The organism is Bacillus sp. 7705b, from assembly GCF_002289525.1.
Classification (GTDB): Bacteria; Bacillota; Bacilli; order Bacillales; family Bacillaceae; genus Bacillus; species Bacillus halotolerans.
The window spans coordinates 1-12680 of record NZ_NSDH01000014.1 but is presented as its reverse complement, the minus strand read 5'-3'; the positions used below and the strand labels follow the sequence as shown (position 1 = coordinate 12680).

The 12680-nt window shown below is 38.2% G+C and carries 12 protein-coding genes and 3 pseudogenes; 9 read left to right on the top strand and 6 right to left on the bottom strand.

Annotation, left to right across the window (positions count from 1 at the left end):
* The first annotated feature begins 66 nt into the window (after positions 1 to 66).
* The 3 genes from CJU60_RS04475 to csaA all read left to right on the top strand — a co-directional run bounded on the left by CJU60_RS04475 (position 67) and on the right by csaA (position 1936).
* Complete coding sequence (locus tag CJU60_RS04475) at positions 67 to 819, top strand: GNAT family N-acetyltransferase (protein WP_095713084.1); 753 nt, start codon at positions 67 to 69, stop codon at positions 817 to 819.
* On the top strand, positions 819 to 1541 hold the full coding sequence (locus CJU60_RS04470; protein WP_095713083.1) for a helix-turn-helix domain-containing protein: 723 nt from the start codon (positions 819 to 821) through the stop codon (positions 1539 to 1541). The genes CJU60_RS04475 and CJU60_RS04470 overlap by 1 nt, the downstream gene beginning before the upstream one ends.
* Positions 1542 to 1603: 62 nt before the next feature.
* Entirely contained in the window at positions 1604 to 1936 is a 333-nt protein-coding gene (gene csaA / locus CJU60_RS04465; protein WP_095713082.1) for a chaperone CsaA, read from the top strand.
* Positions 1937 to 2434: 498 nt separating this feature from the next.
* Here csaA and CJU60_RS04460 read toward each other — a convergent pair whose 3' ends face one another.
* Both CJU60_RS04460 and CJU60_RS04455 read right to left on the bottom strand, forming a co-directional pair.
* Positions 2435 to 2677, bottom strand: coding sequence for a hypothetical protein (locus tag CJU60_RS04460; protein WP_095713081.1), 243 nt, complete (start codon positions 2675 to 2677; stop codon positions 2435 to 2437).
* Positions 2674 to 3030, bottom strand: a complete 357-nt coding sequence (locus tag CJU60_RS04455; protein WP_095713080.1) for a winged helix-turn-helix transcriptional regulator — start codon at positions 3028 to 3030, stop codon at positions 2674 to 2676. The genes CJU60_RS04460 and CJU60_RS04455 overlap by 4 nt, the downstream gene beginning before the upstream one ends.
* A 168-nt stretch (positions 3031 to 3198) precedes the next feature.
* On the opposite strand from CJU60_RS04455, the gene CJU60_RS04450 reads away from it, so the two are divergent.
* The 4 genes from CJU60_RS04450 (at position 3199) to CJU60_RS21740 (ending at position 5773) form a co-directional block, all read left to right on the top strand.
* Positions 3199 to 3945, top strand: a complete 747-nt coding sequence (locus CJU60_RS04450; protein WP_095713079.1) for an SDR family NAD(P)-dependent oxidoreductase — start codon at positions 3199 to 3201, stop codon at positions 3943 to 3945.
* A gap of 59 nt (positions 3946 to 4004) precedes the next feature.
* Positions 4005 to 4424 (top strand): hypothetical protein, encoded by a 420-nt coding sequence (locus CJU60_RS04445; RefSeq protein WP_095713078.1) that lies wholly within the window; start codon positions 4005 to 4007, stop codon positions 4422 to 4424.
* Positions 4425 to 4649: 225 nt separating this feature from the next.
* A complete protein-coding gene (locus CJU60_RS04440; RefSeq protein ID WP_255238309.1) occupies positions 4650 to 5492 on the top strand; it encodes a tyrosine-type recombinase/integrase in 843 nt (280 codons plus the stop codon).
* A gap of 20 nt (positions 5493 to 5512) precedes the next feature.
* Entirely contained in the window at positions 5513 to 5773 is a 261-nt protein-coding gene (locus tag CJU60_RS21740; RefSeq protein WP_253295273.1) for a tyrosine-type recombinase/integrase, read from the top strand.
* Between the two features lie 659 nt (positions 5774 to 6432).
* On the opposite strand, the pseudogene CJU60_RS21515 reads toward CJU60_RS21740, so the two are convergent.
* Positions 6433 to 6517 (bottom strand): annotated as a pseudogene (locus CJU60_RS21515) (putative holin-like toxin).
* A 401-nt stretch (positions 6518 to 6918) separates the two neighbouring features.
* Here CJU60_RS21515 and ppsA point away from each other — a divergent pair.
* A complete protein-coding gene (gene ppsA, locus CJU60_RS04435) occupies positions 6919 to 9522 on the top strand; it encodes a phosphoenolpyruvate synthase (RefSeq protein WP_095713077.1) in 2604 nt (867 codons plus the stop codon).
* Positions 9523 to 9820: 298 nt separating this feature from the next.
* Positions 9821 to 10702: pseudogene (locus tag CJU60_RS04430) on the top strand (DinB/UmuC family translesion DNA polymerase); the annotation flags it as partial.
* A 28-nt stretch (positions 10703 to 10730) separates the two neighbouring features.
* Here the strand turns inward: CJU60_RS04430 and CJU60_RS21510 are convergent.
* From CJU60_RS21510 to CJU60_RS04410, 3 genes and pseudogenes are all read right to left on the bottom strand, one after another.
* On the bottom strand, positions 10731 to 10874 hold the full coding sequence (locus tag CJU60_RS21510; RefSeq protein ID WP_158003520.1) for a hypothetical protein: 144 nt from the start codon (positions 10872 to 10874) through the stop codon (positions 10731 to 10733).
* Positions 10864 to 11994: pseudogene (locus CJU60_RS04425) on the bottom strand (response regulator aspartate phosphatase). The gene CJU60_RS21510 and the pseudogene CJU60_RS04425 overlap by 11 nt, the downstream one beginning before the upstream one ends.
* A 502-nt stretch (positions 11995 to 12496) precedes the next feature.
* Positions 12497 to 12680: hypothetical protein (locus CJU60_RS04410; protein ID WP_141243764.1), on the bottom strand; the 184-nt coding region annotated here is incomplete at its 5' end.

The following is a 12680-nucleotide window of genomic DNA, read 5'->3' as shown; positions in this document are numbered from 1 at the left end:
ATGTCTTATATTTCTGAATATTGTATAATATATCATGCAGTATATATAAGGGAGAGGCAAGAGGCGATGCATGATTTTTACAAAATTGAGCAATTAGCGGCAGCATCATGGCCGTCTTATATTCAAAAAAGAATGGGGAAATGGCTTCTTAGAGCGAATTTTGGCGTAACCAAACGGGCGAACAGCGTATGGACATCGGCGGACATGCCAGAAGGAGATTACCAAAAAGAGATCGAGCATTTCTATAAAAGTTTAGGCCTGCCCGTTTGTGTTCAAATCAGTGACGCATCTCCGGAAGGACTGGATGATGCGCTGGCAGACAGCGGATATGAAAAGATTGATGAATGTTTTCAAATGACAGCAACATGCTGCGATATTTTAGATCGTACTTTTGACAACAGCCGATTTACATATAAGTGGGAGCAGGAGTCATCGTCTTCATGGATTGATGATTTTATCCGATTGGAAGAATTTTCAGCCGAACGGCATTGCGGCTATGCAAGCATTTTCAAACGAATGCAGCCGTTTAAAACCTTTTTCACTATGTATGACCAAGGCAGCCTGACAGCAGTGGGCACGGCTTCCGTTATCGATGGCTATGGCGGACTCAGCAACGTTGTAGTAGCAAAGGAACATAGAGGAAAAGGGGCAGGGACCCAAGTCATCAGGGCTCTGACTGAATGGTCAATGAACAATGGAGCCAAGTATATGTACTTGCAAGTGATGAAAGAAAACTCAGCCGCCGTTTCTTTGTATGAAAAAATCGGGTTCTTGCCTATATCGGAACACCATTACCGGATCAAAAAGGAGGATGGCTGATGAATTCGCTTCAAGAGATTATCTGTGAAAAACGGACATATACACGCCTTTATTCCTCACATAAGCACGCATACAGCCAATTTCTTTTTCCCCTTGAAGGGAATATCGATCTTGAAACAGAGGATCGGCAGGTCATATTAAAGCCGGATCAATTTTTATATATTCCGCCAGAGTGCGAGCATCGGTTCCGCTCTATTGGCAGAAATGAATGTCTTGTGCTGGATGTGCCGCTTCAGGCGATGAAAATTGAGGAGCATCATGCAGCCGCAGGGATTGAAGCTGCAATCGATCCTTTTTGGTCTTCGATCAGGCACTTATTAATAGAGGAAGCAAACACACGCTCAGCGCACACGCTCCATTTGCTTGTTCAATACATAAAAGAAAAACTGCAAACCCATACTCATGCGTCAATCGCATACATCCATAGCCATTTGTCTGAGCCGCTGACAATACAAAAGCTGGCGGAAATTGAACATTATCACCCAGCTTACTATTCAAGCTGGTTTAAGAAACAGACCGGTAAGTCCCCTAAAGCCTATATAGCTGACCTCCGTCTTGAGGAAGCGAAACGGATGCTGATTGAGAAAAATGTTGCGCTGACTGTCGTGAGTCAAGCGCTCGGCTTTCAAAACCTTTCTTCTTTTACAAGATGGTTTGCAAAAAGTACAGGTGTATCACCCCGAATATACCGGAACACCTTTCATTCGGATAAAAAAATATGAGCTTTTGGTTAAACATTTAGCAGGTGTCTCTTTTAAAATAGTAAGAAAAAGGAGATATAATGATGGCTGTAATTGAAGATTTTGAAAAACTGGATATCAGAACTGGCACCATTATTAAAGCGGAAGAGTTCCCTGAAGCAAGAGTCCCGGCGATTAAACTGTTCATTGATTTTGGAGAAGATATCGGCATTAAACAATCAAGCGCGCAAATCACAAAGCGCTATTGCCCAGAAGAACTGACCAGCACACAAATTATCGCTGTCGTGAACTTCCCGCCGCGCCGAATCGCAGGTTTTAAATCCGAAGTCTTAGTCCTCGGCGGCATTCCCGGCCAAGGCGATGTCGTCCTGCTTCAGCCTGAACAGCCATTACCAAACGGAACAAAAATCGGATAACACAAAAAAGACGTTTGCCTAAGAGGCAAACGTCTTTGCGTATTGAGGCGATGCACCACACGCCACATTCGTGTGTGCCGCAAAGGGCATGTACATCGGCTTACACAATTCAGCTCATCGCTATATGAATATAGCATGGCGGGGGAGGAAATGCAAGGAGTACTTTGTTATTGTAATTGAAAACGTAATAAAACTTGTCTTATTTTGTATGATGTTGTCGAAAGTAAGCGAAAACACAAATTCAATCGTAATATTGTTAAATTGTATGACGATATTAAACTGGTGTTTTATTGTCCAAACTCAGAAAATTGACTTAACTGTGACCCGTACTGTGACCTGATTATGACCTGAAACACCGTTTTGTGGATGTGAATAAATGCTGTTAAATCAATAAAAACGTACTAAATAATAAGGTGAATACAGGGGAGTAATGTGACCTGGATTTTTAATTCAGGTCTTTTTTATGCACAAAAAAATGCCTATTATTTTAGATAGGCATTAAATATTATGATCAATATCTTCATTTATTTTTTGGCTAAGTTTCTGAACCTTCTTTTTAACATTTGAAACAGCTCTTTTTTGAATTTCATCAAAGTTCTCCTGAATATAGTCCATGATACTTCTTATTAGAACTTCACTTTCATAATTGAATATCTCATTTATTTCTGACTGTTCTTCATCTGTCAGGTGATGGTATTGAAGTTGTTTAGCATTTACTTCAGCAGCTACATCAATCCTCACTTTAGTTGTTCTGGTTGTACAATTTCATATTCACCTTCTGCATACTCTTGCTCCGCATAATGGCTTCCCCATTGACAGAGCTCCTGCAAGATAGGTTTAAGAGATTCTCCAAGTTCAGTGGATGAATATTCAACCTTCGGGGGTACTTGATTATACATCTTTCTGCTCACAAGTCCACTGGCTTCAAGCTCTCTAAGTGTTTGAATCAGCATTTTCTGAGTTATATTTGGGATAATGCGCTTTAATTCACTCGTTCTCTTTGGTCCATTCATTAAAAAGTATAATACAAGGCCTTTCCATTTTCCGCCAATAACTTCCTTTGTCACTTCAAACCCACAGCTAAATTTTTTCATGTCTAAAGCTCTCCATTCCACATTTATTACTTTTTAGTTACTATATCACAAAAAAGTGGGTACTTCCGATAATGTGCTTACTGAAGGATACTATATCTTGTAAGTTGTTCTTCAAGTACTTAAAGGTACTAGACATAAAATAAAATTAATTCTAAAGGAGTGTTAAGTATGGGTAAATTTGAAGGTGAAATAGCGCTTGTAACGGGTGGAACAAGTGGGATTGGTCTTGCTACAGCACAAAAATTTGTAAACGAAGGTGCATATGTTTATATCATGGGACGTAGACAAAACGAACTTGATAAAGCTGTTAACCAAATTGGCAAGAACGTAACCGGTGTTCAAGGTGATATTTCTAAGCTTGAAGACTTAGACAAACTATATGACATTATAAAGCAGGAAAAAGGTAAGTTGGACATTCTTTTTGCTAATGCAGGCACCGGAAACTTCCTTCCATTAGGTGAAATTACTGAAGAGCAGGTTGATAGAACGTTCGACATTAACGTTAAAGGAACCATCTTTACTGTTCAAAAAGCGTTATCACTATTCCCGGACAAAGTAGGTTCTATTATTGTAACGGGCTCTACTGCTGGATCAATTGGCAACCCAGCGTTTAGTGTATATGGAGCATCTAAAGCAGCATTAAGAGCACTAGTTCGCAACTGGATTCTTGACCTAAAAGGTACTGAAATCCGTGTAAATGTGGTTAGTCCAGGAGTTATTCTTACACCTGCATACGATGAGCTTTTTGGTGATGCACTTGAAGGAGCAATGGAAAATACCAGAAATACTGTTCCAACTGGAAAAGTTGGGACACCTGAAGAAGTAGCAAACGCTGTATCTTTCCTTGCTTCAGACGAAAGCAGTTACTTGACGGGTGTTGAATTGTTCGTAGATGGCGGGCTAGCACAGGTATAATTTCACTGCGCAGAGAAGGGGTACTTTGGATACTTCTATAATTCCCAGGAGGGCTATAAATGACTAATCAATTAGAAGAAAAGGTTGAACTTCTTGAACAAGAAATTGAAGAGCTTAAATGGCAAATCTTAAAGCTTAGTAATGCAAAACTGAATGATCCAAGATACCCTTATTCCAATTGGTTAATTCAACATAATATTTATAGTGAGAAAAGAAGAGAATTGGAATATATCTTATCAGTCTTAAATGATCGTGTTCTAAATAGTCCTCAGCCACCAGAACAGTATCGAAAAGAGGTTGAAGGCATTTCAAGTCAAGAGTTACATAATGAGAAAGTCCCTGACTTTGCAGAAGTGCGTGATATCTTATCTAAAGTTCTTGGAATTAAAGAAAAGAAAATGATAGCGCTTCTTAATGCTCTAAAAGATGAAGGTAAATTTAAGGATTTAAGGGAGAAACTTTTAGATGAAGTTTATTAAAAACTAGACTCCCTTTAGCTGGGGGTCTTTTTTATGCAGTGTGTTAAAATATGGATGGGTATTCTTGTTATCACAAGGGAAGAGAGGGGCGTTAAAGGGTCGGAACATTCTTCCGAACCTAGTGTGCTGCTGTCCACTCTATATATTGTGTGACTTCTTATAAGCATGTCATTATAATTGTCTTTAGTACGTTTTCCCTTGTGTTCACTTAAAAAGGTGAGCAGAATGACAAAAGTTAAAAAAGATGAAAAATCAGGAACATACTATTTTGTTTATTCAGGTGGAACGCATCCAATAACAAAAAAGAGAATTCAGCGTAAAAGAAAAGGGATTAAGACTTATAAAGAAGATCAAGAGGTACTTAGACAGGTAATTCTTGAGGTTGAAGAAGAAAAGAACTACTTACCTGAGATACCTGAATCATTTGGAACGTATGCTGAATCCTGGTTAGAATCAAAAAGAGTGAAGCTTAGACCAAGTACATTTAACAACTATAGAGAGATACTTCAATACAATGTTCTTTCTTATTTATCGGTATACAAATTCGATGAGATCACAGAGGATGTATTGCAGCAACACATAAATACACTCCACTTTGAACGAAAAGTATCTGCTGACACAGTAAGAAGAGCAGTACAGGTAACCAGGAGTATATTCAAAAAGGCATCACGAAGAAGAAAAATTGATATGGCCATCTTTGATGAATTGAACTTACCAAGAGAAAAGAGCATAGTGGAGACTTGGACTCCTGAAGAAATAAAACGTTTCCTGGATACTTCAAAACTTAAACGCCCATCAAGACATTACATTGCTTATGAAATATCCATTAAGACTGGTTTGAGAATGGGTGAGGTACTGGGGTTAGAGTGGAAGAGTATTAATTGGGAAAAACGGTACATCACAATACGCCAAACACTATGCAGAGTAGATGATAAAGGTAACTATGGGTTAGAGCCAGAAGTTAAAACAGTTAATTCATACAGAAATGTTAATATACCTGAGTCATTATGTGAAAAAGGTTGGTTGAAAGGGACAAGAAAGAAGCAGGAGCAAAATACAATGATCTAGACTTAGTGGTATGTACGAAAATGGGGGATTGGTTGCCGCCTTGTAATTGGAGAAGGGGATTTCACTCAATACGCAAACAGCTAGGATTACCAAAGATTAAACCTCATGCATTAAGACACACACATGCTACGTATCTAATCAGTATTGGTGTGAGTCCAAAAATAGTACAAGAGAGGTTAGGTCATTCTGATATTAAACAAACATTAGGAACATACAGTCACGCTCTTCCATCAATGCAACTAGAAGCAGCAGATAAGATGGATTTATTATTAAAATCGTGACCTCACCTGTGATCTGAAGGAAATAAAAAAGCGATGAGCTACGCTGTGTAAGGCTTTGTAGTACCTCTTTTAACACGCCACATTCGTGTGTGCTGCAAAGGGCATGTACATCGGCTTACACAGTTCAGCTCATCGCTATATGAATATAGCATGACGGATGAGGAAATGCAAGGAGTACTTTGTTATTTTATGTTTGAATTTGCTGTGAAAATATGAAATGAAGAGAAATAGGGGAGATTACTGTACAATGATTAGTCTGTATTGGATGATTTGAAACCGGTAAAAGTCATGTTATGACCTGAGTGTGACCCCAACTGTGACCCGAAGTATACATTTAAGAGTTGTCATAAACGTAGTTAAATCAACGAAAACGTACTAAATATCAAAGCGAATAGAAGGAACCAGTATGACCTAGACTTTTTGATCTGGGTCTTTCTTTATTGCACAAAAAAATGCCTAGGAACTCTCAATAGGCATTAAATGTTAGTATCGATATCTTCATTTTTTTTTGGCTTAGTTTCTGAATCTTCTTTTTAACATAAAAGACCTAGGGTACTGCCAACACCCCGGCTCTGTACAAAAAGCTGCCCATCAAAGGGCTTGCCCGATGTGGTTTCTTGGTAGACCTATCCCTTTAGGTTCTGAGGCTCAAGGGAGGTCTATTTTTTATTTATATACGTCAACAGGGCGATTATAAACGACGCGAATGCAAGACATTATCATTAATGCCTGGAATATTGACATAGCATTACCCCCTTTCATTAGGGGATGAGCAAGACTCCCTTGAGTGAGCAAACTTTACAGGAATATATTGTCTATAAAAATTCAATTTAAATATGGAAACAATACAAGAATACAAGTTGGATGTTGCTTTGTTTATTGGTCATTTTTTCTTGTAAATACTTTTCATGTTCTTTCTCTAGAATAAAGTTCCGAGTTTTTTGTGACTAATGGTAGCGGGAAATTAAAAAAGAACCTGTTGAAATAGCCCAGGTTCTTTTTATATTGCACAAAAATAGACACGGTGATATAATCAGACTACGTGTGCTTTCTGTGTAAAAAGTTATAGATATCCATCTTATATTTTTATTATATCATGCTGGAAAGCTCTTTGTCAATTATTATTTTTGAAAGGGAGATGTAGAATGAGTTCTTTGGTTCTTGGTTTTCACGAAATTGAAAAAACACAGCATTTGCTTGTTGGAGGAAAAGGGTTAAATTTAGGGGAATTATCAAAAATTCAAGGTTTGCATGTACCAGAAGGGTTTTGTGTCACAACAGTAGGATATCAAAAAGCCGTCGAACAAAACGAAACGTTACAAGTGTTGTTGGATCAATTGGCCATGATAAAAGTTGAGGATCGAGATCAAATTGGTAAAATCAGCAGAAAGATTCGACAAATCATTATGGAAGTAGAAATTCCTTCCGATGTTGTGAAAGCAGTTGCTCACTATCTCTCCCAATTTGGCGAGGAACATGCCTATGCTGTGCGTTCGAGTGCGACTGCTGAAGATTTACCACATGCTTCTTTTGCCGGTCAGCAAGATACCTATTTAAATATTATCGGCAAAGAAGCGATCTTGCTGCATATCAGCAAATGCTGGGCTTCCCTATTTACGGATCGCGCGGTAATTTACCGCATGCAAAATGGATTCGACCATACCCAAGTTTATTTATCCGTTATCATTCAAAGGATGGTTTCCCCACAGACTTCGGGGATTTTATTTACCGCTGATCCAATCACTTCCAACAGAAAGGTGTTATCCATCGATGCCGGTTTTGGACTTGGTGAAGCACTGGTCTCTGGCTTGGTATCTGCCGATTGTTATAAAGTACAGGATGAGCAAATCGTCGATAAGATGATAGCAACCAAAAAATTGGCTATCTATGGACGAAAAGAAGGAGGAACAGAAACACAGCAAATCGATCCTAATCAGCAAAAGACTCAAACACTGACTGATGAACAAATTTTACAACTGGCACGCATCGGGAGACAGATCGAAGCTCATTTTGGTTGCCCGCAAGATATTGAATGGTGTTTGGTTGACGATACTTTTTATATTGTCCAGAGTCGTCCAATCACAACTTTATACCCTATCCCTGAAGCGAGTGATCAAGAAAATCACGTCTATATCTCTGTTGGTCATCAACAAATGATGACGGATCCCATAAAACCACTGGGATTGTCTTTTTTTCTGTTGACGACTTCTGCACCCATGCATAAAGCTGGTGGAAGGTTATTTGTTGATGTCACACATAATCTGGCATCACCTGACAGCAGAGAATTTTTATTAAATGGCATGGGACAACACGATCCGCTCTTAAAAGACGCACTTATGACAACAATTGGGCGACGGGATTTCATTAAGTCGATACCAAATGATAAAACAGCAACGATTCCCAACCGAAGTAACAATACAGATATGCTGGCACAATTCGAGAACGATCCAACAATCGTTTCTGATTTGATTAAGCGTAGTCAAACATCGATAGAAGAGTTAAAACAAAACATCCAAACGAAATCGGGATCGGATTTGTTTGATTTTATTCTCGAAGATATCCAGCAATTAAAGAAGATCTTATTTGACCCACAAAGTTCGGCTGTGTTTATGGCTGCTATAAATGCTACATCATGGATTAACGAAAAAATGAACGAGTGGTTAGGCGAAAAAAACGCAGCAGATACGCTTTCTCAATCTGTACCTCATAATATTACTTCAGAAATGGGTCTTGCGCTATTGGACGTCGCAGACGTGATACGTCCTTATCCAGAAGTAATTGCTTATTTACAGCATGTAAAAAATGATCACTTTTTGGATGAGCTGGTTGAGTTTGAAAATGGACAGAAAATCCAAGACGCTATCTATGCTTATCTCAACAAATACGGAATGCGGTGTGCCGGAGAAATTGATATTACAAGAACTCGGTGGAGCGAAAAACCAACTACACTTGTCCCAATGATTCTTAATAATATCAAAAACTTTGAGCCTAATGCCAGCCATCGGAAATTTGAGCAAGGGCGACAGGAGGCTTTGAAGAAAGAACAAGAGTTATTAGATCGATTGAAGCAATTACCGGATGGTGAACAAAAAGCCAAAGAAACCAAACGAATGATCGACATAATCCGGAATTTCATCGGTTATCGGGAATATCCAAAATACGGCATGGTTAATCGCTACTTCGTTTATAAGCAGGCTTTACTGAAAGAAGCCGAACAACTCGTAAAAGTAGGCGTTATTCATGAAAAAGAAGATATATACTATCTCACTTTTGAAGAACTTCACGAAGTCGTACGCACAAATAAACTGGATTACCAAATCATAAGCAAACGAAAAGACGAGTATAAATTATATGAAAAACTATCTCCACCACGTGTTATCACGTCTGATGGTGAAATCATGACAGGCGAGTACAAACGAGAAAATCTCCCAGCTGGAGCGATTGTAGGTCTACCTGTTTCCTCCGGAGTTATAGAGGGGCGAGCACGTGTCATCTTAAACATGGAAGATGCTGATCTAGAAGCTGGAGATATATTAGTCACTTCCTTTACTGATCCTAGCTGGACACCATTGTTTGTATCCATAAAAGGCCTAGTCACCGAAGTTGGTGGACTGATGACCCATGGAGCAGTTATAGCGCGTGAATATGGCTTACCTGCAGTTGTTGGAGTTGAAAATGCTACCAGACTAATCAAAGACGGGGAACGAATTCGTGTGAATGGAACAGAAGGGTACATTGACATATTGTAATGGCTCATCAATTAAGATCTTGTCATAATGGACGGCCTTAAATGGATAAAAGAACGGTTATACTGTTCATTCTTTTATCTCTTGAGCAGAGATAAGGACACTTAGTGAATGTTGAATATTTGATGGCTTGCTACACACATTGAGGCCTTAGCTATTCTTCGACAAGATTAGAGAATCGATGAAATATACAAAAATGGGAAAATGATACTCTAACAATAAGCAAAGCCGGATCCCCATAGAGTGAGGATCCGGCTTTTTTATGTAATAATTGCTTAGCGTGGGAAATCCGCATTGCAGGAAAGAAGATCCTGAAGACATGGTCAAAGCAATTCAAAGCAGCATGTGGAGAGAATTTGGCCAATGTGCACAGTAGGCATTGGAGATAACATGTTACTCAGTAAGCTTGCGCTTGACCTGGAGAGTAAGAAAACAAAGAGTGGTATTGCACGTTGGAGATATGAAGATGTACCAAATAAACTCTGGAAGGTTCACCCGTTGTCTAAAATGTGGGGAATAGGAGGGAGGATGGAAAGAAATCTGAATCGGATGGGAATATCAACTGTAGGTCAGTTGGCTAAATTTCCTTTAGAGCTGCTTGAAAAGAAGTTTGGAATAATGGGAAACCAGTTGTACTACCTCTCACGGAATTGATTTACCAGAAATAGGTGCTCCGTTGATGCAAGGTCAGATTAGTTTTGGTAAGAGTCAAATTTTAATGAGGGATTACACAAGAAAAGAAGAGATTAAGGCTGTTCTTCTGGAGATTTGTGAGGAAGTCGCAAGAAGGGCACGTGCACATAATAAAGTTGGTCGAACAATTAGCTTGGGAATTGGTTACATTAAAGATGAGCTTGGCGGTGGTTTTCATCGATCCAAAACAATTGATCTACCCACAAATATCACAATGGACATTTATGAATGTTGCTTGATGCGCTTTTATAAGTTTTACTCGGGTAAAACAGTGAGTAATATCTCAGTCACGCTATCAAATATTGAGGGTGATGTTAATCAGCAGGTTAGTTTATTTGAAGTGGATAATAAAAAGAGAAGAAACCTTGGATTCGTTATGGATGGAATTAGAAGCAAATACGGATCGAAAGCGATTCTGAGAGCAGTTTCTTATACACCTGCAGGGACAGCACTTCACAGAGCTAGGCTAACAGGTGGACATAAGAGTTAAAACCCTTCTCAATGAGAAGGGCTAAACATTAAACAAAAAACTTGGTTGGTTGAATAGAAGTAATGTTCCTTTTAGCTTCATGGAATTCTTGGTCATTCGAGTATGAAAAGCCACTAAACACTGCTAATCCAACGACAACTGACAAGGTGGCTAATGCAAGTTTAAATTTCATATAAACACTCTCCTCTTTGTATTTGGATTCGGGCATCCACCATGACGTCAAAAAAGGTGGTTGAGTTTTCAAATTGCCCTATCTCCTTACAATAATTAGCCGTGTCGAGTGCTAATTCCTCTAAATCTGGATACATAACATTATCTTTAAGTACAGAAAAAGTTCGGAAAACTGTGCGTTTATCTATAGAGTCGATATATAAAGCCTTTAAGTAATTAAACTCAGCAATTAAGACATCGTCATTTATTGCTTTTGCTTTCTCGATTCCTTTTTTGTAAAGAACCAAGGCTTTTTCAATATCCTTCATTTTAAAGTGAATTTGTGTCAGCGTAAATAACGTGTGAGGGAGGAGATCGCTTTTATCTCTTTCATACAATGAAACTGCTTGTTCAATATATTCAGCAGCTTTGTCATACTCTTTCATCTTATAATAACAGTTTCCCAAATTATATAATGATGCACCAATTAGTTTGTGTTTGTTTATGGCTTTTGAGTCTTTTAAGGCTCTCTGAAGATGGGGAACTGCTTTTTCATGACTTTCCAGATCATCAAAGTTGCCTGCTACAACAAATGCACATTGTATTCGGCGAACAGTATAAGTTTTTTGGTCTTTATAAATGTTAAGGGCTGCTTCAGCATAGTGCATTGATACATGGGTTTGTTTCATGTGATAATACACTTCAGCCATTTTGAAATTAAACTCAGCTCGTTCAATTTAATCTGTTACTAAAGCGAGCTTTTTCTCAGCAATTTTATATGACCTTATTGCATTTATATAATCCTTCTTATCAAATTCATACATTCCTCTAAAGAAATTGCAGTAGTATTCCAGGACACCTTTAAGCTTTGTTTGGCTGCTTTCGATCTTTTCTAATAAGTCTGAAATTTTAGGGCGTGCTTCATTCAATGACTTAGGTTCAAGGTAATCCAGCATTAGCTGATGACGAAAACACATTAGAGAATAATACAGCAATAAGTCTTGATCTTCCTTCATATGTTTTATTTCTTCTTCAACCTCTGCTTTTAATATCTCAGCATCTGGAACGGCGAACATCCGTATGTATTTATACCACTCATTGATTTTAACTCCAACCGTGGATGACGGAATTAATTGCTCCATTGAAATCCCTCCCTCTATGTATCCAATAGACTAAATATGTAATATTTTATCATATTTAAGTGTTTAAGGAAGATTAACGTTTTCTTAAAAAGCGAAAAAAATACCCTCCTCGATTAAGAGAAGGGTAGGGGTTTTATCTCGGTGAATCATAATCCATTGCTTGTTCACTATCAGAAATACCTTGAGAGTTGTCGGGTCAACAATGATTCCCATTGCAGTTAAAAAAGTTAGAAGTGCATTAAATTTCTCTGTCAAATTGTCACCCAATACCGTCAAGTCGTATATCGTACACGATCCTAGTACTTATATTACATCTAAGGGTTAATCAGTCGAGATCATTGAGGAATCAAAATATAGCCAAGTGATTGTTATTACTCAGCGCAACAGAAAAGAAGGAACCAGCAAAAGTAGATATTACGGTTGATTTCATACATAAAAGATCACATAGGAAGAAACACCTTGCTTAAAACAAGAAAAAGGAGCTAAAAAGCCCCTTATAAGTTTAAATAACTTTTGTATAAATAGCCTTATAAAACCCTATTGAGTAATCAAAATAATAATTTGTAAGAGTATAAGTATAACCATTGTATTCAAGAGAAGGCTTGAAGTTTGGTATGGGACTAAGCTGATATATGGTATCGTACTCATATTCATCATTTTTCACAACAACTTCAGATGAAACATTC